Source organism: Photorhabdus tasmaniensis, assembly GCF_011189505.1.
Classification (GTDB): Bacteria; Pseudomonadota; Gammaproteobacteria; order Enterobacterales; family Enterobacteriaceae; genus Photorhabdus; species Photorhabdus tasmaniensis.
Window position 1 is genome coordinate 46,225 of the sequence record NZ_PUJU01000017.1, and the last position, 24,203, is coordinate 70,427.

15 protein-coding genes, 1 tRNA gene and 3 pseudogenes are annotated in these 24,203 nt (G+C 44.8%); 10 read left to right on the top strand and 9 right to left on the bottom strand.

Translation table 11 applies throughout. The features are described 5' to 3' along the window. Window positions 1-3: 3 nt before the first annotated feature. From C5471_RS10070 to C5471_RS10090, 5 genes and pseudogenes are all read right to left on the bottom strand, one after another. Window positions 4-885 (bottom strand): hypothetical protein, encoded by an 882-nt coding sequence (locus tag C5471_RS10070; RefSeq protein WP_133813769.1) that lies wholly within the window; start codon window positions 883-885, stop codon window positions 4-6. Further along, window positions 886-5,955 (bottom strand): DNA phosphorothioation-dependent restriction protein DptH, encoded by a 5,070-nt coding sequence (gene dptH, locus C5471_RS10075; RefSeq protein WP_133813770.1) that lies wholly within the window; start codon window positions 5,953-5,955, stop codon window positions 886-888. Beyond that, window positions 5,936-7,261 carry a DNA phosphorothioation-dependent restriction protein DptG gene (gene dptG, locus C5471_RS10080; RefSeq protein WP_133813771.1) on the bottom strand — a complete coding sequence of 442 codons (1,326 nt, stop codon included), beginning with the start codon at window positions 7,259-7,261 and terminating at the stop codon, window positions 5,936-5,938. The genes dptH and dptG overlap by 20 nt, the downstream gene beginning before the upstream one ends. 4 nt (window positions 7,262-7,265) lie before the next feature. Further along, a complete protein-coding gene (dptF, locus tag C5471_RS10085) occupies window positions 7,266-8,915 on the bottom strand; it encodes a DNA phosphorothioation-dependent restriction protein DptF (RefSeq protein ID WP_133813772.1) in 1,650 nt (549 codons plus the stop codon). Window positions 8,916-9,054: 139 nt separating this feature from the next. Then, a pseudogene (locus C5471_RS10090) lies at window positions 9,055-10,308 on the bottom strand (tyrosine-type recombinase/integrase). 1,318 nt (window positions 10,309-11,626) lie between these two features. Between C5471_RS10090 and C5471_RS10095 the strand changes: the two are divergent. The 7 genes and pseudogenes from C5471_RS10095 (at window position 11,627) to C5471_RS10120 (ending at window position 16,222) form a co-directional block, all read left to right on the top strand. Beyond that, window positions 11,627-11,821: a hypothetical protein gene (locus C5471_RS10095; RefSeq protein ID WP_133813773.1), complete on the top strand. Its 195-nt coding sequence runs from the start codon at window positions 11,627-11,629 to the stop codon at window positions 11,819-11,821. Between the two features lie 15 nt (window positions 11,822-11,836). After that, on the top strand, window positions 11,837-12,715 hold the full coding sequence (locus tag C5471_RS10100; RefSeq protein ID WP_133813774.1) for an integrase domain-containing protein: 879 nt from the start codon (window positions 11,837-11,839) through the stop codon (window positions 12,713-12,715). 3 nt (window positions 12,716-12,718) lie between these two features. Beyond that, window positions 12,719-12,919, top strand: a complete 201-nt coding sequence (locus C5471_RS10105) for a helix-turn-helix transcriptional regulator (protein ID WP_036773792.1) — start codon at window positions 12,719-12,721, stop codon at window positions 12,917-12,919. Beyond that, window positions 12,916-13,248, top strand: a pseudogene (locus C5471_RS25280) (ash family protein); the annotation flags it as partial. The gene C5471_RS10105 and the pseudogene C5471_RS25280, both read left to right, overlap by 4 nt. A 271-nt stretch (window positions 13,249-13,519) precedes the next feature. Continuing rightward, window positions 13,520-14,416: pseudogene (locus C5471_RS24310) on the top strand (primase-helicase zinc-binding domain-containing protein); the annotation flags it as partial. 84 nt (window positions 14,417-14,500) lie between these two features. After that, window positions 14,501-15,550: a helicase RepA family protein gene (locus C5471_RS24315; RefSeq protein WP_242688644.1), complete on the top strand. Its 1,050-nt coding sequence runs from the start codon at window positions 14,501-14,503 to the stop codon at window positions 15,548-15,550. Between the two features lie 462 nt (window positions 15,551-16,012). Continuing rightward, entirely contained in the window at window positions 16,013-16,222 is a 210-nt protein-coding gene (locus C5471_RS10120; RefSeq protein WP_036773694.1) for a helix-turn-helix domain-containing protein, read from the top strand. A gap of 127 nt (window positions 16,223-16,349) precedes the next feature. Here C5471_RS10120 and C5471_RS10125 read toward each other — a convergent pair whose 3' ends face one another. Then, a complete protein-coding gene (locus C5471_RS10125; protein WP_166295840.1) occupies window positions 16,350-17,612 on the bottom strand; it encodes a tyrosine-type recombinase/integrase in 1,263 nt (420 codons plus the stop codon). 164 nt (window positions 17,613-17,776) lie between these two features. Then, window positions 17,777-17,861: transfer RNA gene (locus tag C5471_RS10130), tRNA-Leu, on the bottom strand. 498 nt (window positions 17,862-18,359) lie between these two features. On the opposite strand from C5471_RS10130, the gene ampH reads away from it, so the two are divergent. After that, window positions 18,360-19,577, top strand: a complete 1,218-nt coding sequence (ampH, locus tag C5471_RS10135; RefSeq protein WP_133813776.1) for a D-alanyl-D-alanine-carboxypeptidase/endopeptidase AmpH — start codon at window positions 18,360-18,362, stop codon at window positions 19,575-19,577. Between the two features lie 110 nt (window positions 19,578-19,687). Here the strand turns inward: ampH and lptG are convergent, their stop codons facing one another. Together lptG and lptF are read right to left on the bottom strand one after the other, a co-directional pair. After that, window positions 19,688-20,764, bottom strand: coding sequence for an LPS export ABC transporter permease LptG (gene lptG, locus C5471_RS10140; protein WP_133813777.1), 1,077 nt, complete (start codon window positions 20,762-20,764; stop codon window positions 19,688-19,690). Further along, window positions 20,764-21,864 (bottom strand): LPS export ABC transporter permease LptF, encoded by a 1,101-nt coding sequence (gene lptF / locus C5471_RS10145; RefSeq protein ID WP_133813778.1) that lies wholly within the window; start codon window positions 21,862-21,864, stop codon window positions 20,764-20,766. Before lptF ends, lptG begins: the two co-directional genes overlap by 1 nt. Window positions 21,865-22,155: 291 nt before the next feature. On the opposite strand from lptF, the gene pepA reads away from it, so the two are divergent. After that, window positions 22,156-23,676, top strand: a complete 1,521-nt coding sequence (gene pepA, locus C5471_RS10150) for a leucyl aminopeptidase (RefSeq protein WP_133813779.1) — start codon at window positions 22,156-22,158, stop codon at window positions 23,674-23,676. Between the two features lie 64 nt (window positions 23,677-23,740). Beyond that, the gene (locus C5471_RS10155) at window positions 23,741-24,190 is read left to right on the top strand and encodes a DNA polymerase III subunit chi (protein ID WP_133813780.1); all 450 of its coding nucleotides are present in this window, start codon (window positions 23,741-23,743) and stop codon (window positions 24,188-24,190) included. Window positions 24,191-24,203: the final 13 nt, after the last annotated feature.

Consider the following 24,203-nt stretch of genomic DNA (forward strand, 5'->3'; position numbering starts at 1 on the left):
TAATCACCCCCTAACTTCACTGTATTCTTCAGACAACTTATCAGCCTGAGATGTTCTTATTTTAGAGTATGCTTTTGAAGATTTATTACTCATGTATGCAGAGTAATACCATACGGAAAGGGACGATATATATATTGCCCATGCCCATCCACCTAACCTAGCAGAGAATATATCCAACATCAAACTTGAATTTTTTGCAGCCAAAATAGCACCTGTCCTATAGTAAATAAAAGCGCCTAACCCAGCCAGAAGTGAGACTATAGTTAAAGCAAATATATAACCTATATAAGGTAGCTCGTCATTCTCTTTGTTATTGGTCGATAAGTTTTTAACTAAAAAATAAAAGAAAGGAGTAATTAATGCAGATGTAAAAAGGAACACCTCCCCACCTTTTATATTTTCTGATAAAGCGGAAATAAAAGTCACTTTTAAGCACCAGACTCTAAAAACAGAATCTACAATAATGGGGAGAAAAGAACCGAAAAGCATCCAGCAGCATTCGTGCAACGTAATTTTATGAGCATCTTTATTCGCTAGAATCCTATTCCATTTACTTTTTAAAAATAAAATCACTTTGTCGAGTTTTGTTGGGACATTAGTTTTAACTGGCGAAACAGCTACTGTTTCCACAACAACATCGTCCAAATTTATATATAAGGAATTTTTTCCTTCGCCGGATTGTATTTTAAATAATTTATTCTGACTTGCGCTTGGAAAATTCAATCCTAAGGTATGAATTCTTAGCTTTACTCTTACTATAGATTTAGGATCTTTAGCTCCGAACTCATATAGCCTCTTATCCAAAATTTCTTGATAAATCTCTTCATATGTCGATGGTTTACCAAGATTAGTCAAAGCAATCTTTATAGCGTCAGCAATAGTCATTTATAGCTCCCAAAACGCCTTATCTCGCATCTTCTTAGCCTTCTTATCTCCATCTACATACAGGCTAAAATGCTTCTCAAGCTGCCGAATCTGCCCCATCAAAGACTCCTGTTCACCTTTATCATCGACGTTAAACACCGCCTTGATATCCGCATTTTTAATCTCCGACACGCGATGAACCACCCAAGTCAGAATATAAGATGCGTAATTGTTTTCCCCGGTCTTAAAGTGGGTAATTTCCTGTGTTGACAGGATCGCGCCAACACCATACTCACGACCTTCCTTAAGGATCTTACGCAAGCTGGCAAAGTCTTGGCGCATAAAGTTATCAGCTTCATCCACCAAAATCATTTTGGTTAACTGACGATAATCACCCCGCACCACCGGCTTGCCCCGTTTTTGCATCTGAGCGTAAAACAGATCCAGCGTTAGCGCGACAACCAGGTTTTGAATTTCTGAAGGATAACCAGCCAATTCAATAACGGTGACACCATCAACCAGATCGTACAAGCTGGTCATTTTTTCAGGATTTGTTTCAAAGATTTGGAAACCCGCCAGATTATAAAGCGCCGCATATAGTGAATCTTCGTCTACTTTCTCCTGAGCCAGATAACGTTGCCAGACATCTTCAATGGTGGGGGCAATACGATTCCAAGTTGAACGATCATGAGGAACGATACCTGCTAGTTCATAGCACTCCATGATCAACGTAACCAGTTTCATACGCTGTTTTACACCAAGGTTGTAGGCTTTACCCATTGTTTCAGCAAATGCCATCGTCGTGTGTCTTGGCAACATTGGCATATCACCGAATAATGACAATGGATTATAAGGCAGCAGAGATAACTGATATTTCTTAGCGCCGGTGGCTTCCAGAAAAGCATCGTCTACATAGTCCGATTTGTAGTCGAAGATCAACAAGCCAACCGGTTTACCATCAACGTTACAGGACTGATTACGCATCAGTTGTGTAACAAGCGACTTGGTAAATTGGGTTTTTCCGGTACCCATCGTACCGATAATGCCGGTATTGGTGTTCATGAATTTCGCGGTGTTGATCGGCTCCCAGTACAGCGGACTCTGGCGTATAGCATCATGTCCAAACAGAATCTGTAATGGTGTATCTCTGATCTCAGGAGCCAGCGTATGTGCATCAGGCTCTGGCGGTTCCGAAATGGATTGTTCCTCACCCGGGGATGTCGTATCTGCCACTAAAGCAGATTTTGACGGCTCTACATCACAATCAGGCTTAAGCCGGTATTTTTCTGGCACCCGATAACGTTCCGCGAGTTGCTGTTCATCCCCTTGCGTGGCGATTAGCGAAGGTAGCAGTGAATAAGGGATTTCAATCTGTAAGATGTTATCCGCCGTCTCTTTATAAGAGAGATCGAAGCAGGTCCCGCTGTCCACATGCGCCACGACAAAACCATCCGCATAGTCGGTCAACTCGCCCAACTGGTAGTCACCCGTTAACCACCATTCGCGTCGTTCCAACAAGGGAGACAATTTGTCGCTATCCAGTACACCATACAGACGTAGCTTCTCTACTTGCATCAGCACCTGCCGAATAAAGAGCGCCCGATACAGTTGTGATGCCAGCGTTTGTGGCTCCAGAATATCCTGTTGCAAATAGCGTTTAAGCTCACGAGCCTGCTGCCCTGCATAGTTATAATCAGGCCGCGCCCCGGTTTTGACTTCCAACGGCAACAGATAGAGGCGGTTTTCTTTGAATCCAACAAAGAGCACATCATCAGAGATCGCGCCTTTACGATACCCCTGTAGATTCCTGGATAAATCGCTTTCCTTCATTTTCAGTCCGACGTTGCCGGACACACGGATCATTTCAGCCACCGATAGCGGAACCCAACAAATATCAGACTGATGCAGCATAGATTGCACAAATTTGTACGCGCCAATAATGCCGTGCTTCTCTTTGCGTTCCCGTTCACTGGAGCGCAGCATTTTCAACAGCCATTCGCCGTTAAAAGCATTAAATTCAGCAAGTAAATGCTGGCTGTCAACGGCGGGTTGCCCGGACTGACTTTCGGTCTGGAGAAGGCGCAGGAACAAATCAACCTGCTTCGTGACGGTCACTGCATCGTAGCCTGCACAACTGGTGTACTGATCTGAATAGTGGATGAGTACCACATCTTTCTGACTAGTGAAAAAGTCTAGGGTGACTTTAGGGTCAATAATAGTGGTCCAGAGTGCACTGTTGTAGGAGTAATTAAGTAGTTGTTTGAAACTGCCGCTCACTGCAAGGCCGATCCCCTGCCCGTGGTACTGGCTGTTGCTCTGACGCGCGGGTTGCCACAAGCAACCCACTAATCGGGCAAGACGTAGGGCACAGTAGGGGCCGGTATCAACATCGCGCAGGCCAAACGCGGTAAAGTAGGCATCCCCCTGTGTTTCCGCTCCTTCTCCGGCAATCAACCCATGACATAGCACCCCGCTGGACGCATCTTCAATGCGGATCTGGGGGCAATCCACCGGTGCTGTATTGGTGAAAAACGCCAGATGCGCATAGGCCAGTTTGTCGCTTTCTGACGGCAGGACAAATTTGCTGAACGTTAACCGACTGCGCAGCAGGTCAATCAGCATATCGGCTTCTGCCCGCCATGCACCGCTGTTCAGGTCAAGGTCGTTTTTAAGCTGTTCATAGCTGCCACTTTCAGCAAAGTGATCAAACATGTTGGGCAGCAGGCGTTCATCATAGCAGTTCACATGCACCGAAATGGCATGCTCTTTTTCCTGCTTAAAATACTCCACTAACCCCAGAAACAGCTCTTTAGCTTTTCCCTGATTAATGGCATTAATAATCAATGCGTTGTTTCCTGCACTTTGGAACAACCGGGCATAAGTGTCCGTGAATTCATTAAGTTTGTCTTTTACCAGGCGTTTAACGTAGTCATGACTCACCTTGCGCTGGGGAACAACGTCAATCCAGAAGCGGTTTTCATCCACGGGCTGTAATTGCGCGTATTCATGTTCACTGTGGTAAACAAACGGCATTAAGCCAGAGACCATCAGACGATCGAGGGTAATCGGCGGTAATGTGGCAAATGAAACCGAGGCGTGCTGCTCCGACTCAGCGACGATAGTTTCCGCCAGTTGTAAATGATAGGCCAGCACTAAGGGATGCAACGGCGTAAGGCGTTCATTGGTATCACCCCGACAAACCCCCAGATGCAGGAGTCGCTTTTCCTGCACCGTCAGTGCTCTGCTCAGACCAATTTGCTGGAGTGCCTGTTCAAACGTGGTAACAATGTAGCTGATTAGTGTGCGGTATTCCTCTGACCACGACACCAAGCTTGGCAGGGTGCTACGTTGCTGATAGTAAGTAAACAACTGGTCATAGGCGTTATGGAGATCGGGGTGGCTGGCAAGGAGTTCATCCAGCGCAAAAACATTGTCATCACTTCCTGTACCAAGCAGACGTTGTTCAATCAGAAAGGCTTCCCGCATCAACAACTGCTGACGCACGCCAACTACCTTGTGTTCAGTGTTATCCTGAATAATACGCCCTTTCAGCCGATTGTAGGTCGCATTCCCCTCTTCCTTGAACAGTTTATTGAAACGACTCTGGTCGAAAAGCAGCGGCAGCGTTAGCCCTTCCTCTGCCCCCGGCCCCTCAATATTAAATGACAGACGTGAATCACCTGAAACCAACGTAAATCGAATCAAGTCACTTTGATTCGCCAGCGTCTCAAAATTCACCTGAGCATAATGCTGGCAGTCGATGTCGTTGCTCTCTTCATCCAACATACAAGTTAGGTCGCCCAACTCGGCAATGCGCAACTCGTTGTCTTCCAGTTGTAGCGTCAGTTGCTCTTTACCCGGCTCGACACGGTAACAGTGCTGAATATCGTTCAGCCAGAATTGCCCTTGCTCGACTAGCAACAGGCGAAATTTGTATTCTTCGGCTGAATTATTGCGGTTGGTCAGTTCGAGGCTGAAGAAACAGGGATGCCCATCGAAAGGAACCGACGCAGTAATGCGGGAGATTTTCCCCCCGGCCCGACTAGTGCGCCAGAAGTGCTCTTTCTTTAATTGGCGATGATGGGCAATCTTTATCTGGTTATCCTGAAGATCGTTTCCCTGAAAGCTGAACTCTAGGTCAACCTGCAATTGTCCTGGTTGCACCTGCACCAGCAGGCTGATATCACGTTTACCTGCCTTACTGGCGCTTTTGGTCCGTTGCCAAATTTCACCGTTTTCGACAGAGATGTTATCCAGCACCAGTTTTTGTTCGCTGTTTTGTTCTTTCTCATTCCGGTAGTCGGAGAAATCAAGATCACGCCAATCGTCTTTATCGACGAAGTGCTCCTGGATGAATTTTGTACCGAATTCGGTCAGCACATTTTCCAGTTGTCCGCTGTAACGTTCAACGCTGTCTTCTATCTGGCGATATAACTTCCGGTTTTCATTCAGCCGGGTACGTAGCTGCTTCTGGCTAAAGTTCAACAGTTCATCATCTTTAAAAAGATGAAGTTCTGAGAAATCCAGATTGCCATCGTCCAGCAGACGGTAGAGCGACGAGAAACCAAATACGGTTGCGCCTTCGTCCAGTACCGTTGTCAGTTGATCTTCCAGCAAGCAGCGGGACAATTCTGAACGATTACTGTCAGTGGTAATTAGTTTTTCCAGTTGACGACAGAAGGTTTTGGGATACCAGATAGCATCTGGAGCAGCCACGTCTTTCGTGCTGTTAATCAGGGTATCAAGCATACTGTTATGAATAATCAACAGCGCCGTTTGGGCAAAAACTCCGCTGCGACCAGCCACTTTATCGCGCAGGTGGGAAATATAGTTCTCCGTAAATGCCGGAGCGGCGGTACCATGCAACACAGGTATAAGCTGGACGCCATTGCAGGAGAGGCAGGCAAGATAGTGCTCAGGCGCAATTTCCAGTTGATTCCCGTTCTCCAGGGAGACAAAAGTCTGCCAGAGTTTTAAGGCATTATCGGGATCGGGAGATTTGAACTGATAGCGCTCACCCGGCTGGATAATGCCGCTAACCCATTCAATAAAGGTTTCCGCCAGATAAGTTTCATACTGTTTTACGGACATACACGGCATCTCCACTGTCACTCATTCGCTCCACATTCCCCATGCGCTCATAAAACGCTACCAGCGTTTGCGCTGACTGGTTATCCAGATAAAATCCGCGCTGTTCAAAACCGCGCAGCAGCTCATGCAGACGGAGTTTATCATTTTTGCCCACGGTGAGATTGGTCAGCAACAGCAGACGATCCTGATTCAACACCAGCACTTTCCCCGCTCGACCACGTACTTGAATGAAATCAGCGCAAATCTGATTTTCCAGCTCATTGATGTATTTACGATTAACTGATGCTCGATCTTTTTTATCTTGAAATTGTTCAATAGCAACAGATAATAGCTGGTTAAAAGCACTTTCCAAGTTTACTGCTCGTTCTCGAGGCGGGAGTTTGCGATTCTCAATAAACTCCTGCAAATAATCATTAAGTGCATTTAGCATCTGAGAAGAAGGGTCTGGATCATTCAGAGTGTCCTGATAAACCTGCCATAACGGACGCTTTTTCTCTCCTTTCTCCCACTGTAAAACTTCCAACGCAGAGAGCATTGGAAAAAGCTTTTCACTTTGGCTGGAGAACAGCTTATAGCCATAACGTTTTATTTTTTCTCGTTCAGAACTGGCTTTTTCAGTATCGAGAATAAAAAATAACGATTTGCTTTGCGGCTCACCGTCCTGCCAGTTGTCCAGATTGAGCGCCAGTTGCGCGCACCAACTAAAGGCGTACAATCGTAGGGTATTAGTCAGTTCTTGTAAAAGATACTGTGGATGTTCCGCCAGAAATGCCAGATCCGACTGAAAGCACGTCACCATATAAGGCAGATAAGGTTGCTCTTCAGCAAATGGGCCTCTACCAAAAAACGGTATTACTTTTTCATCAAGTTTTTTCAATATTTGCTGTTCAATGAAGTTCAACTTATCCTGTATCGGATAACAAAGGCTGAAATCCCCCATCAAGTTGGAAAACAGTGTCCCAAGACGTTTATCCGCCATTGAACCAGCACTTATTTTTTCGCCGTCAAATTGGGCGTGAAACAGTAAAAAAAGTGGAGAAACACGGAAAATATCCTGGCTGGAAAAGTACATCCGCTCCAGTACTGACCAGAACGCAGGTTCATCAAGCAGCTCTTGCAGGTGTGTTTTACAATCATCACGGAACTGATTGAGATCGTAGGCTTCGATTTTATGTTTGAGTGCATAGCTGAGTACTAAACCAGTTACTATTTTCCAATCAATATTATTATTGCTATTACGTACCGGTAAATAACTATCAAGTGAGTTATTTCCAACTTTCAACTTTTTCAATGTGATGGGATACATTATGTTATCCCTCCATACCGCTAATGGTAATCATATCGTCATCTGCCTTTGCACGATAAACCCGCTGCCCGCCATCATAAAATTTAATTTCACTGCTGAGTTTTGCCTGGTCCGCAATAAACTCAACAATTTCATCCAGTAACACTATGGCGTTTTTATCGTATTTATTCGGGCGATAGCCACTATTCAGTTTGTTCAATAATTCAAACAGATTGAGCCCAATACGAACAGGCAACAGTGAGTTTTGCCCTACTTTTAAATGAACATCGAAACCGGTTGGAAAGGCTGTATGTTTATTGCGAATAGCGTCCCAGTCAGGTTTCAGCGATACTGATGCAATTATTTTAACCCCGCCAAACTCACCCAAAAAGAATTCTTCTTTTTGCATACTTAATTCAGGTGCTTTACGGTTCGCATAGCGCTGGATACCCGCGATAAGATCGGAGGCGTAAAAGCGATTCAGTGATTTTTTCTGTTCTGAGTCAGCGGTGTAGTTTTTATGCAGATGCCAGATTTCTGAGTAGCGTTCAAACAATGATTCATTAAAGAACGCCGAAAATTTCCGGTGATAATTATTCCCTAATGATTCATGTTGTAACAGCCAGAAGAGCCGAACCAACGAGGCAGAATCACCTGGCTTAACGCACTGGCGATCAAACTTAATATGTAACGGTTCAAGTGCGGCTAAAAAATCGTCCAGCTCGGGATCAACCAACCCAAGCTCGTAACGCAAAATGAATTGATCGAGTTCATAGGTGTGTAATCTGGCGGGATCAAAATCAGAAACCTTTTTAATAAGGTCATTTTCTGCACCGGTGAAGAGATTATCAAATATATAACCCGGCCCCATCAATAGGTGATGAAAAAAATCCAGCAGTGTTCTAGTCGTTACAAACTGATCTTTAATCAACCGGGCTTTAAAGAGTTGCGTGATTAACACATGCTGAACGCCCAGCATGCAAAGTAGTTTAAAATTGGCGACCTCTTTCAAGTCAGAGTTAACTGACTCATCATGCCTAAAAATAAACTGAAATAAGTTACTATCATCATCACGTGTTAAATTATCTAATAATGTTTTAATAAATAATGAATATTCTTTATTTTCATTAAACTGGAATTTAGGGTAATGTTCAAAGTCAAAAAAAGAACAATTTCCGTTGCGGTAAAGGCGGCTTCCTTCCTGCTGTTCTGATAAAAATGAGTCAATCGCAGATCGGATCGCTTGGTGGCATTCAGCGCCCTCTCTGGCAAAATTGGCAAGCATTCCGGTGTTGATGCCGATGAGCAGAGGATATGATTGTTGATGATGATCACTAAATAAATCATTCAACGCATCAATAGCAGATTGTCGGGGGGCAAAGCTATGCGTGGCATCCAGATGAAAGCTAAATCGCTGCTGATAACGCGGGTCTGACTTACAGCGGGTTAAAATTTCGGACTTTCCATCCCCACTACTACCGCACAAAAAAATGATTTCACCTGGCTTAGCAACATTCAGATAACGTTGCAATTCAGTTTCAATTTCTTGTTTAACAAAGAGTTGTTCCTTTAACTTATCGAACTCATCCCTTTGCCGATGACTCTCCGTAGTTACAGAAAATGAAGAGGATTTCGCAAGTACACCCAATGCTTGCCGTAATGTGATTGCGCTCATAACCGCATGGTCTCTGAGGAAAAATAATAGCTATTCTATATTAAATGAGTAAGTTAACTCTACCTAACTTTGTAATGTCTGAGTTGGTGCTGTATGGACCGTTTTGATGATAAGCCAGGAGCTCGCTCCTGGCTTATCATTAGAGATTAATTTTCGCGAAATTAAACGGACTCACCGCCTTCTCCCGATTCGCATCCAGAAAATCAGCCCGCCACTGCAGCATTAGCCTGCATTCATCCAGATGTTCTACCTTATGAATGTAAGCCGCACGCACAGAGTTACGCTCCATATGGCTCATCTGCCGCTTGACCGCATCTCTTGACCACAATCCTGACTCAATCAAAGAGCTACAAACCATAGTCCTGAAACCATGGCCGCAGACTTCAACCTGTGTATCATATCCCATTACTCGCAAAGATTTGTTCACCGTGTTTTCATTCATCGGTTTACGAGGGTTATGGTCACCAATAAAGATCAGCTCACGATCGCCGCTGAACGCCTTTATCTACTCCAGAATCTCCAGTGCCTGTCGGGAAAGCGGTACCAGATGAGGTGTACGCATTTTTGAACCACGCTGTGAATGCTTTACTCCTTCGATAGCTTCTCGTTCTACTGGTATCGTCCACATGAATGTTTCAAAATCAATCTCCGACCAACGAGCAAAACGCAGTTCACTGGAACGAATGAAGACAAGGAGAGTTAGCTCAACAACAAGACGAGTCAAAGGCCTGCCGGTATAGCTATCAATGCGCTGCAGAAGTTCGGGGATGCGCTTCAGCTCAAGGGTCGGTCGATGCTGTCTGTTACTTGAAGCTACAGCACCTGCCATCTCCTGCGCTGGGTTGTAATCAATCAAACCGCTCTGTACGGCATACCGCATGATTGCCGTAGCACGCTGTTGAAGTCGCGATGCCACTTCAAGACGCCCAGAGAGTTCAACAGCCTTAATAGGGGCCAAGAGGTCTCGAGTTTTGAGCTCGGCAATATTACGTTTGCCGATGGCAGGAAAGAGGTTGTCCTCCAGGCTTTTCAATATCCGCCGACTATGTTCTTCCGACCACTTTTTATTCGTGGCATGCCACTCAACAGCGATCTCTTCGAAAGTACGAGCTTCTTCCTGTTCAATCTTATCGTTTTTCTTTTTATCTCCCGGATCGATGCTGTTTGCCAAAAGCTTTCGAGCCTCATCACGACGGGTTCTGACATTAGCTAGGGATACATCAGGGTAAACGCCTAAAGCCAGCATCTTTTGTTTTCCGCCAAAGCGGTACTGCAGACGCCAGTATTTAGAGCCATTAAAGTGGACGAGAAGATGCATACCGTTGCCATCGGTTAGCTTGTATTGCTTATCCGTTGGCTTGTTTGTTCTGATTTTGATATCTGTTAGCGCCATGCTTATCCCCTCCCTGTTGGTACAAGCATTATCAAACCGGAAATACCATCATCTGTACCAACATCTGTTGGTAGATGTACGTTGAAGTCGGTTGACCTTGAGAGAGTTAATATAACGAGAAAAGTGAGTAAATGCTGGATTTTAGGCATAAAAAAAGACGTCTTTAGACGCCTATTTACATACTAATGGTGCGAAGGCCGGACTCGAATAATAAAATAAGATATTGTTTTTAACACAATTTATTAAAAAATATTATTTTGATGCCCCTTTTTATGCCCCCAAACAAAAAATTATTTACTACTACTTCATGTAACTAATTAAATTTAAATAAAAAATCAATACAACAGATATGGTGTGATTTTATTTCATTTGAGATACAAGATAACTCTGTGTTTTTTCAATTCTCTTAGTTGACTTGTTAAATTTTTTAACAAGTCAACTAAGAGAGGACAAGCGTAGCGCGTCAGCTAGAAAATGCCCTGTTATAGTCATCAGTCAGTTGATTTCGTCAGAGTATCTAATCAATAGTCTAACTAACTGATTAAATTATCTGTTCCCTATTGCTACGTGTTACATCCTGCGCTAACCTTGCTACACTTAATTGCTGTCATCGACAGCCGCCAATGTTTCCGAGGGATCTGTGAGGAAACGCTTTCGAGTGATCCGCTATTGCTGCCATTGACAGCACTCAATGCTTCTAAAAGGTCTGTGAAGAAGCGCTTTCGAGCGACCATATCTAAAATTCTCCCTGATCTGAAAAGAGAAAGCCGTCAGATAGCATGAGGCTGATAACCCCGCTTATCCTTTGAGAGTGGGGATCGCGAAATGAAAGCGATGAAGGTGCATTTATACATTTAACTCACTCACGGGTCTTCTATCCCAGAGGAAACGAGTTCTTCTTATATCCAAGCGTCAGACAGGACAGCTTTACCCGCCTTTCGCTCTAATGAGATTAAGCCACGAGTTTAGCCTCATTTCATTTACGTAAGCTAAAGCACCCGGTTTGCTTGGCTCACACCTTAACTAACTGCTGCCTGAGTTATCAGGCGGTCAGGTCGGCTATTTCTCAATATCAGCATATTGCGACAGTTCTACACTGCTACAGGCAACACTTTGCCATGCCATTAGGCACCAGCAAGCACCTGCCCTGCTTCGGTTTACTGACTCCGATGTTCAGGCGTCACTTTTCGCCGGTTTACTGCTGAAAGTGACGCCGCCGCATAAAGGTAACATCCACATTACAGGCGTATGCCTGCTCAACAAATCAGTGCTTCTGTCACTGCTAATTAAGATTAAAAAAACCATCAAAAAGGAGAACTTGACGATACCGAGGCTGGCTTTGGCCAGAGGGGATAACCTGCCTACGCAGGCGGTAGTACAGCGTACTCAAACCGATACCCCGCAATACCTCAACAGCGTTCACTCTGGCGCACAGGTATCGTTCAAGGGCAAAGCAGATAACCCCTGTTTTGTCAGAACTGTCGCGCGCCAGAGATTTAATGTTATCAGGTGAAAAATAAGGAGTGATATGAGTCGATTAGTCAGGGAAATGCAAACCTTTGCCCGGCAGGCTGGAGGCAGTCATAAAACCTGTCATGACCGCATTCGGATAGCGAGGCGGCTAGGTGAGTTTTTGTTGAAACTGAATATTCAGGTGAAAAGCCTCAACTATTTAAAGACCAAACATATTGAAGGTTATATCCATGCCCGACTGTCTCAGAGCATAGCCAAACGCACCCTGCAAAATGAAATGTCGGCGCTCCGCCATATCTTTCTTCTGGCAGGCCGGACGAAGTTAAGTACCTCTCCCCGATTGAGTAATCAGGCATTGGGACTGAGTGGTACCAGTCGTGCAGGGACAAAACAAGCCATTCCTGATGTACTTTTTCAGGCAGTTCATCAGAAAGCAGCAAAATACGATGCCGGACTGGCAATCACCCTCCAGCTTACCCGTTTAATGGGGCTACGTTCTCAGGAAGCCGTTCAGTGCTGTGCTTCGCTGAAAAGCTGGCAAAAACAGCTTAATCAGCCAGAGCCTAAGCTCCATATAGTTTTTGGTACTAAAGGCGGTCGTCCCAGACAGACTCGAGTTCTGAACGTGGACGCTGTGAAAAAAGCGGTTGATAAAGCCATTGAAATTGCAGAACAGCGCGGCGGCAGGCTGATTGATAAACCCGATCTCAAACGAGCGATGAACTACTGGCGTGCCCATACCGCTCATCTGGGATTAACCGGCTGTTATGCCCCACATAGTTTGCGCTACGCATGGGCACAGGATGCGCTGAGGTTTTACCAAGAAAGCGATTTTACTCGTCAGGAAGCGAGGGCTTTAGTCTCAATGGATTTAGGTCACGGTGATGGTCGCGGGCGTTATGTTGAACGAGTTTACAGTCAGAAGGAGGATTGAGAAATGGCAGAGACAACCTTAATACGTCTGGCGGATGTCATGAAAAAAGTCGGTTTAAAGAAATCATGGATTTACCATTTGATGCAGCAAGGGGAATTCCCTAAATCTGTCAGTCTGGGAGCACGCTCAGTAGCATGGGTAGAAAAAGAAATTGATGAATGGATTATCAATAAAATCAACAATCGCGAGGAAACACAAGGATGAGTCTGAATGAGGCTTTTAACCTTAATTATAAGTTGATAATCAGTAAATTACTGCGGTATAGTTCACGCGCTGCGGCAAAATCCGCAGCCGGAGTTAGCGTTCCGATTAACATGATGGCAGCATTACACGCCTGTTTTAGGCTATCCAATGCTGGTGCTTTTGTACACCTGTTGTCTATGGTGGCTCAGGCAGGGGCTTCGAAAGAAGCGCCGGTTTCCATTGTGTCCGGTAACGCTAACCCTGTCTGGGCTGCCACCCTCGAGGTTAGCGTCTCTGGTGGTAGCGATAGTTCGCACACAATGGAGGCTGCCTTATGGCTATACCCCCTCTTAACCTCTACTTATCATCCCAAAACTGGCTATCTTATCTACAATGTCAGCTATTCTCTCGTTTTAAGGCTTTTTCTCTGGCAGGGGTGTTTTATGCATGATTACCGCCCTGAAAACTCAGAAGAAGTACTCGACCATTGCCGGGCACTTATCAACAGTATTATTGAACAAAATAATCTCGCATTTAAGGAAATCCTGACTTTCGTTTTATGGGAACGTATTGAACTGCTCAGTAAAATGCTGATTGGAGAAACCACAGAGGAGGAAAGCCATGCCCTCCTTCATTTCTGATATTGTCCGGCAATCCCGCCACCGTTGGCCCGCGATCCTATCTCAGGCAGGCATTGTTGTGCCCGCCAATAACCGTCATGGGCCTTGTCCCATGTGCGGTGGGAAAGACCGGTTCCGATTTGATGATAAAAACGGTAATGGTACATGGATTTGTAATCGGGCTAAATGCGGTCATGGAGATGGACTGGATTTATTGGCAAAATTTAAAGGCTGTCAATTAATTGAGGCGGCAAGGTGGATATCTGAGTTGTCAGAACTCCCGTCAACGGCGCCAGCCAGAAAAAAAGCCTCTGTTATTCAAGTGCCGATTGCTGAACGGGTCAATTCGTTATTAAATCAGTGTATTAAGGGCACCAGCCCTTATTTAATTCGCAAGAGTTTAGCTGAACGTGTTTTTTTGTTCCCACCGGCTTACTGTCAAAAAACAGGCAATGTGATTTTTCCAGAAAATACACTGGTGTTACCACTGGTTAATATTGCAGGAGGATATTGCGGTGCCCAATTGATTCACCCTGACGGCAGCAAGCGATTATTACCCGGCAGTCAGTTAAAAGGAGCTTTTGCTATTGTCCATGAACCCGATTCTTATGATGACATTATCATCACAGAAGGTTATGCCACTGGCTTATCACTGGCCGTTATTAGCCGAAACAGTGCAATCTATGCCGCCATTTCCGCTAATAACCTGCTCAATGTAGCAAAAGCGCTTAAAGCGCAACATCCGCAAGGTGTTTTTATTATCGCAGGGGATAATGATGTTGATGCAGATGAAAAGAACACAGGAAAAATTAAGGCGGAACAGGCCGCGAATGCAATACAGGGAAAGGTTGCACTGCCACCAACAGACTATCAAGCTGATTGGGATGATTACCGTAAGCAATATGGTGATGAGGCAACCCGAACAGCCTTTTATCACCAGACCGGTAAAATCACCGGTTCCCTTTCTGTGACTCGTCTCCCCATGACCTACAGCACATCATTACCTTTACGCAGAGGTTCTGAGGGCTTTGATACTCATCAGGATTATCTGATCAAAGGTCATTTGCCCAGTAACGCCTTAGCCAGTATTTACGGCCCCAGTGGTTCTTATAAATCTTTTTTAGCGGTGTCATGGGCATGTCATATCGCCACGGGTAAAACATGGGCAGGTAAACGCGTCAATCGGGGAGCGGTGGTTTATGTGGTAGGTGAAGGTGGTCTGGGAGTTCCGCGTCGTATCCGGGCATGGGAAAGCAGCCTGAACGATAACAGCCCGATAGATGCCCTTTACCGTATAGACTGCCCGGTGTTTCCTGCTAGTCAGGAAAGTGCTGAGCAAGTGATTTGTGCAGCGAAAGATGTCGAACAAGAAACCGGATTGCCTGTCCGTCTGATTGTACTGGACACTCTCGCCCGCTGTTTTGGCGGCTCGGACGAAAACACCGCTAAAGATATGGGCGCGTTTATTCAGGGTTGTGACTATATCAAAGCCAAAACAAACGCCACCGTGCTTGTTGTGCACCATTCCGGCAAAGACCAAGATAAAGGCGCAAGAGGCTCCAGCGCTTTTCGAGCCGCACTGGATGCGGAGTTTAATATCCGCCGTGAAAATGATAAAGAAGCGCTGATATTAAGCTGTACCAAAATGAAAGATGCTGATGAACCTCCACAAGTCGCTTATGACTTGCATCCGGTCAGCATTTGTATTGATGAAGACGGCGAAGAGATTACCTCTCTGGTGTTGTCAGATCAGCCCAGACAACCACAGGATGCCGCAGCCGGTGATATGGCACTGGCCCATGTCCGGCGTCTGTCAGGCAATCATCTGGCACTATGGGAATCTATTCGTAACCGAACAGCCCAAAGCGATTCCTGCACAAAATCACAGGTGCGGGATGACTTACGGGCGAAAGGCATTGATGTATCAAAGAAATTCAGCCGCTGGCTGGATAAACTGGAAAATGATGGATTATTGACCGTGTTGGGTGAAGATATCCGCATTAATCAACGCCACTCTAATATGGGGGAATAAATGGTAAATGTGGGGGATATTGTCAAAAATCCAGCAATGCTCCCCACTTACCACTTATTAAGCTCACCTAAATGGGGGAAGCACATGAAACCCTTATTCTGTCTGGCTTTAAGCGATTTTAATAATATCAATGTGGGGGCAATAAAAATCCATATATCGTGGGGGACAAAATGGGGGAAGAGTAGGTATTTTCCTTCTGTCGGTATAGAGCTATTTAATTCATTCATAATGTATGTTTAACACTATCCTATTTATTAATATCCAATAGAGCATTCACATTATTCTGTAATTAGAAAATCATCTTCTCTTTATTTAAAGAAAAATAAAATGGGTAATCAATGGGGGAGTTTTATTTAAATGGGGGAAATAATAAAATAATGGTATTTTTTAACTTTAACTATTTACAGATAGAGTCCATGAAAGGATAATTATTTTATGTCACCACTCAGGAAAATATAAAATATGATTCAACAGGATTGGCATCCAGCCGATATTATTGCCGGACTGAAAAAGAAAGGAATAACATTAGCCGCTTTATCAAGGAGCGTTGGATTGGCTTCATCCACACTAGCAAATGCACTGACACGCCACTGGCCTAAAGGAGAAAGAATTATTTCTGATGCGTTAGGAGTTCCGCCTGAAATTATCTGGCCTTCCCGTTATGAAAAATAACGGCATTAAAATATCCATACCTGAGAGACTTTATAATTCTTAAAAAAACATTATTAACTCAAGACATCTATTGCCCACTATTCAAAGTGGGCTTTCTTACACAGTGAATTAATGTGTTTTTATATGACTATTTACTATTTTTATTTGAGAAAACGTAAGGAGCAATAAATTCTTTTTTACATTGATCCAAATAATCCGCCCACCATTGGATCATTAATCGCCTTTCCTCCAAATGTTCAGATGTATGGATATAAGCAGCTCGGACACCATTACGCTCTGTGTGGCTCATTTGTCTTTCAACTGCATCTTTTGACCATAGCCCTGATTCAACTAAAGCGCTACAAGCCATCGCTCTGAAACCATGCCCGCATACTTCCGTTTTTGTATCATATCCCATCACTCGTAATGCATTATTTACCGTATTTTCACTCATAACTTTATTAGGATCATGGTCGCCGGGAAAAAGCCGTTCATTGTCCCCACTAAGCTCTTTAAGTTGCTGTAAGATATCTATTGCCTGATTACTCAACGGCACAATATGGGCTGATTTCATTTTCATGCCGCGGTAAGAATAACGAACTCCTTCGATTGGATTTCGTTGACCAGGTATCTCCCACACTGAACTATTAAAGTCAACTTCATCCCATCGTGCAAAACGTAACTCACTAGAACGCACAAAAGTGAGTAGAGTCAGTACCACCGCTAAACGTGTAATTTTCCTGCCACGGTAATGACTTATACGTTCCAATAATTCAGGAAAGCAATTGGATGGCAATGCAGGATAATGTTTAGTTTTAGGCATAGTCAGCGCCCCGGCCATATCTATAGCCGGATTACTGTCGATAATGTCATTTTGTACGGCATAGCGCATGATAGCTGTTACCCGCTGCTGAAGCCGTTGAGCTACATCATGCTTTCCTGCATCATCCACCATTCGGATAGGTGCTAATAGATGACTAGTCTTTAACTGACGGATATCAACTTTACCAATATGAGGAAAGATGTATTGTTCAAGGCTGCGCAGTACACGCGCCCGGTTATAGTCACCCCACCGCTTATTACTGGAGTGCCATTTCCTGGCAATAGTTTCAAAATTGAATTCTCCTGATGCCTCAGCTTGTGTCTCTTTCTGTGTTGCTTTGGGATCTATACCATTAGCTATCAGTTTTTTAGCCTCATCACGTTCAGCTCTGGCATCAGCAAGAGAAATTACCGGGTAAACCCCAAATGCTAACCTGTCTTCTTTTTTATCAGTAGGTCGGCGGTATTTCATACGCCAGTATTTTGAACCTCGCGGAGTAATTTCCAGATACAACCCGCCACCATCAGCGAGTTTATAGGCTTTATCTTTTGGCTTTGCTGTCTCTATTTGCCTGGCATTGAGTTTCATGTTGGGGGCACATTATTAATCGAATCGGAAGATGCCCCCAATTATGCCCCCACAGATATGTGGATTGCAACGGACGATGATAGACCTTGATAGACTACTTTATTTGATTTATAAGGAGTTTTCTTGGATAAGTGGACTTTGGTGAACTGCTATGAACATAGTCATGGTGCCGAAGGCCGGACTCGAACCGGCACACCCGAAGGCGGTTGATTTTGAATCAACTGCGTCTACCGATTTCGCCACTTCGGCACTGAAGTAGTATGCGGATAACGGGGGCCATTATACCTGTCAGTGATCTGTTAGCAATAGTTATCCTACTGATTTAGTTTAACCGTCGAAAAAAAGATCATTTTCATCTATTCAATACAAATTCATGCTCAATTCTTAAACACAAAAAACCCAAGCGAGTATAAAGCATACTCAGCAACATCTTTTCAGTCTGAAATTAATCTTCCTACTCAGCACCAGCTCACAACCGAAAAAAAACTAAAACAGTTTTATATCACCATAGTTTGCTGAAACACCTGACGCCGATAGACAACTTATAATCACCTTATATAATCTGGATGATAATTCACTATGAGGTAAATGGTTATGACGATTATTAGCTGGATTGGTGCTGGTATCTTTTTGGGCATTGTCATTGGCGCGTTGATGATGCTGTTTAAAAAGAATAAGTAACCGTATTTTGATATCTCTATCCTGTCCGTGAGTTTACTGGAAGTATGCCTAATTGGTTAATTCAAAATGAATAAACAGTTTTTTAAGATCTTCCCTGTTTCTGCCATGGTTTTGGCTCTCGCAGCCTGTTCTCCTTCCGATAAAACCTATTCTCCAAAGTTTCTGCAACCAAAGAAACAACCATTGAAATGGGAGGTGTTTGAGGGAAACGCGAGAACTAAAAAGCTAGCTTCGCAATTGGTTGATCAGTACGCGCAGGATATTTTCAATGGCAGCAATGCCCAAGGTATGGCAATGGTGGTGATTGATAATAATCAGGCGGTTTACCGCAGCTTCGGTGAAACTCGTCCGGGAAACGGCATCCGTCCTAAGCCTGATTCAGTTATCCGCATCGCTTCGCTGACTAAGCTGATGACCAGTGAGATTATGATCAAGCTGGAAGAGGATAAGGTTCTGCGTTCCACCGATCCATTGCAAGATTACAGCTATTATGGCGTGAGAGTGCCTCAATACAGCCCTCTTCAGCCTATCCGGTTGTTCCACCTGGCAAGCCATACCAGTGGTTTACCTCGTGAACAGCCGGGAGGTCAATGGGGACGCCCTGTTTTTGTCTGGCCTACACAAGCCAATCGCTGGACTTGGTTGAAAACAGCTCAATTAGATGTATCTCCAGGCACAACTGTATCTTATTCCAATCTAGCTTACGATTTATTAGCGGATGCACTCGCTAAGGCCGCAGGTAAGCCATACACCCGCTTGTTGCACGATAAGATCACCGGCCCTTACTATATGAAAGACACGACACTGACACCCAGCCGCTCTCAATGTGCCCGTCTGATGGAGAGTGATAAACCCAGTCCGTGTCTTAATACTGTTGCGGCAGCAGGTAGTGGTGGAATCTATTCCACGCCAAGAGATATGCAGCGCTGGATGCAGCAGTTTTTGTCATCAGACAATCAGTTACGTAAGCAAACTGCCAGCCGCGAGCAGGGAGTTTATTTTAAGCGTTCCGCTCTGGCTTCAATTAAAGGGATGGATATTGCCGGTCAGGCAGATGGCATTGGTCTTGGCTGGGTTTACATGAACGCTCGTGGTGATGTACTGGGCATTTATCAGAAAACCGGTGGTGGCGGTGGGTTCAATACGTATATGGCAATGATCCCCGAGCAAAATATCGGAGTATTTGTGGTGATTACCCGGAAGCAACGCAGTAAGTTCAGCAGTGTAACGACCGGGGTTAATCAACTGGTAACTGCATTGTCGAGGAATCACAAACAAGTTTGAATCTGAGTTTTATAAATCGAGATACCTGGGATGGAGTTTCTCGCTTATTCTCCATCCCCGCAGCTTCTCTAATATCTTGTTCCTATCACCCGCACCACGATTGCTAAAAATTACTGTCTCTTAAGCAATAAATAAACACTCACAGTAAGGAACAGCAAACTTGGTAGCAGCGCTGCCAAAACTGCCGGCATACTGTAAACCAAACTCAGTGGGCCAAAGATCTCGTTGAGGACATAAAATAAGAAGCCAAAGCTGATCCCCGTTACTATCTTAACGCCCATCGGTACAGTACGCAGCGGTCCGAAGATGAAAGAGAGCGCCATCAACATCATTACCGCAACTGAAAGTGGGGCAAATATCTTTTTCCACATATTCAGTTGATAACGCCCTGATTCCTGCTCACTCTGTTTGAGATACTTGATGTATTGATACAAGCCACTGATGGAAAGTGCTTCAGGGTCGAGCGCGACAACACCCAATTTTTGTGGTGTCAGCCGAGTTTTCCAATCAGCAGAGATACTCTGTGATCCCGTGATTTTTTTGTTGTCTGTCAGGTTAGATTCTTCCACCTGAGAAAGCTTCCATAAGTCACTATCTTCATCATAAACAGCACTGGCTGCATATCTTACAGAGAGTAGTTTTTTATCATCATCAAAATGATAGATATTGACGCCTTTAAGCTCTGTATCACTCATTAACTGCTGGATGTAGATAAAATCGGTCCCGTCTTTCGCCCACATGCCTTTAGTTGTTGAAACCAAAGAACCACCAAATATCTTCTGAGCCCGGTAGTTACGTGCCATCTGTTCACCTTGTGGCGCAACCCATTCACCAATAACCATGGTCAGGATCACCAGCGGAATTGCCGTTTTCATGACTGAGCCAGCAACCTGCATACGGGTAAAACCAGAAGCCTGCATAACCACCAGCTCACTGCGGGTTGCCAGCGTGCCAAGCCCCAATAAGGCCCCAAGTAAAGCTGCCATCGGGAAGAATATCTGAATATCTTTCGGCACACTCAGCAAAGCATAAAGACCAGCGGAAAGAGTGGTATATTCCCCCCGCCCCACTCTTCTCAACTCGTCAACAAACTTAATAATGCCGGAGAGTGATACCAGCATAAATAGTGTCATCAGAATGGTTTGTAGAATAGTCCGACCAATATAACGATCCAATACACCAAACATCAGGCTACTCCTCTACCTTTAAAACAGGCCCGAATCCTGCGCATCAGTACGGTATCCCAGATATTGAGAATCAACGCCAACATCAGATAAGCCCCGTTAACCGCCCACATCCAGATCATCGGATCCAATTTGCCCTTGCTACCGTTAGAGCGTAGGGAGCTTTGCAGTAAGAAGAAGATCAGGTAAAGCAGCATTGCAGGCAACATGCTGAGTACCCGGCCCTGACGTGGATTCACCGCACTTAACGGTACAACCATCATGGTCATAATCAATACCGAGAGCACCAAAGTTAAGCGCCAATGGAACTCAGCACGGGAATCTTTATCATCATTTTGCCATAACTGAGTCATGGATTTTTGTTCAATTTTGTTACCATCTACAGTCGAAGCCTGATGCCCAACAATCGCTTGATAATCATTGAACTCGGTAATTCTGAAATCTCGCAGCATTGCGGTACCTTCGTAACGAGTACCGTGGTTAAGGACAACCATCTGTTTGCCATCAGGCCGTTCCACCATATGACCACCATCCGAGATCACAACCGAAGGACGCTGGTTATCAACCGGACGAAGCTGGGCAAGAAATACATTTTCGAATTTGTCGCCGTACACGTTACCAATATAGAGCACCAAATTGCCGTTATTAGAAGGTTTGAATCTTCCTTCCATTATCGCCGCCAAGCTTGGATTAGCCTTGGCGTCAGCCACCACATGCTCCTGATATTTTGAGGACCACGGCATTGCCCAAATAACATTCACCGCCGCCAGCGCAGAAGTCAACAACGCCAGGATAAGTGCCGAAACCACCAACACGCGTTTGCCCAAGCCACACGCATGCATAACAGTAATTTCACTTTCAGTATAGAGTTTGCTGAAAGTCATCAACACCCCAAGAAAAAGACTCAGGGGTAAAATAAGCTGCGCCATTTCAGGCACACCCAACCCTAACAAGGATAAAACCAAATTTGCTGGGACGTTTCCTTCCACTGCGGCACCCAGAATTTCTACTAATTTTTGACAGAAAAAGATCAGTAAAAGGATAAAGAGTATCGCAACTTGGCTTTTCAGGGTTTCCCGTACCAGATATCTAATGATGATCACGCTTATTACGCCTGTGAAAACTTGTCTTTTTGCAGGAAAATGGCTAACTTCATTGTATATCTACTATTTATTATATGCATCAGTTTGGCTTCCCTATTGCTAAAATGTTCTCGAAGCATTTCATATTTATTTAGGTTCCCAATCAGAACATACTGAAATAGTTAGCTAAACAATTATTAAGTAGTGCGTTTAGCTTAACATAAAGAGTGAACTTTCTATGGGGTAGATTAATGCGGAACGCCATATTTTAACGATAGCGTCCGTCTTTGTCTTTAAGATTCAGGAGAACGCATGGAATTTAGTGTAAAAAGCGGTAGTCCGGAGAAACAACGTAGTGCGTGTATCATTGTCGGCGTTTTCGAACCTCGCCGCCTTTCCCCTATCGCCGAACAACTCGATAAAATAAGTGATGGTTATATCAGCGCCTTGCTGCGCCGTGGTGAGCTGGAAGGCAAAGTTGGTCAATCGCTGCTGCTACATCATGTTCCCAATGTGTTATCTGAACGTATTTTGCTCATCGGCTGCGGTAAAGAGCGCGAACTGGATGAGCGTCAGTATAAACAGATTGTCCAGAAAACGATCAGCACCCTTAATGAAACAGGTTCAATGGAAGCGGTCTGTTTCTTAACAGAGTTGCACGTTAAAGGCCGTAATAATTACTGGAAAGTGCGCCAAGCGGTAGAAACAGCAAAAGAGTCTCTCTATGTTTTCGACCAGCTTAAAAGTAATAAAAATGAGTTACGCCGCCCACTGCGTAAAATGGTCTTCAATGTTCCAACCCGTCGGGAGTTAACCAACGGTGAACGTGCAATCCAGCACGGCCTCGCCATTGCTGCCGGTATCAAAGCGGCCAAAGATCTTGGCAATATGCCGCCAAATATCTGTAATGCCGCTTATCTCGCCTCTCAAGCACGCCAACTCGCAGATTCTGCCAATAGCCACATTACAACCAAAGTCATTGGCGAAGAACAGATGAAAGAACTGGGAATGAACGCCTATCTGGCTGTTGGTCAGGGTTCTCAGAATGAATCGCTAATGTCAGTCATGGAATATAAAGGCAGTCCGGATAAAAATGCCAAACCCATTATCCTGGTTGGCAAGGGCCTGACTTTTGACTCTGGTGGTATTTCAATCAAACCTGCGGGTGGCATGGATGAGATGAAATACGATATGTGTGGGGCCGCAACAGTTTATGGCGTCATGCGTGTGGTTGCTGAGTTGCAATTACCACTCAATGTTATCGGTGTAATGGCAGGCTGTGAAAATATGCCTGGTGGTCGCGCTTACCGCCCCGGTGATGTTTTAACCACGCTATCTGGTCAAACTGTCGAAGTGCTTAATACTGATGCAGAGGGCCGCCTGGTTCTGTGTGATACGTTAACTTACGTTGAGCGTTTTGATCCAGAATTGGTCATTGATATCGCCACGCTGACAGGTGCTTGCATCACTGCTCTTAGTCATCATTACAGTGGATTGCTATCCAACCATAATCCATTGGCCCATGAGCTACTAAATGCTTCTGAACAGGCGGGTGATCGCGCATGGCGTCTGCCAATGACTGACGAGTTTTTCGAACAAATCGATTCTAATTTCGCTGATCTGGCAAATACCGGTGGCAGTGGGGGTGGCGCGATTACCGCAGCCTGCTTCCTGTCCCGCTTCGCTACAAAATATCACTGGGCACATCTGGATATCGCTGGTACTGCATGGCGTTCAGGTAAAACAAAAGGCGCAACAGGCCGCCCAGTTGCATTACTGTCACAATTCCTGTTAAATCGTGCAGGCAATGCTGGTATCAATAACGACGATTGATTTGATCCCTCCCTCGCTTATTAAAGGGCATTTACAATGCCCTTTTTTCGTAACAGAGACATTAATGAAAAGTGCCACGTTTTATTTACTGGAACAGCCATCACCTCAAGAGGATTTACAGGCTCACGAATGGCTGGCATGTCAACTTGCGGCTGACCAATGGCGAGCAGGAAAGCGGGTACTGATTGCCTGTGAAGATCAACAACAGGCAGAAAAGTTAGATGAAGCTTTATGGCAACGGGAGCCTCATCAGTTCGTCCCGCATAACCTCGCGGGTGAAGGGCCAAGATATGGTGCCCCGGTTGAGTTATGTTGGCCACAAAAACGGGGAAATGCACCTCGTGATATCCTGATAAATCTGCTGCCGCATTTTGCAGACTTTGCCACCGCTTTCCATGAAGTGATAGACTTCGTTCCTATAGATGAAAATTTGAAACAGTTGGCGCGTGAACGATATAAAACATATCGCAGCGTCGGCTTTAATTTGACCATGGCAACGCCGCCAACAGACTAAGTACCAAGATAAA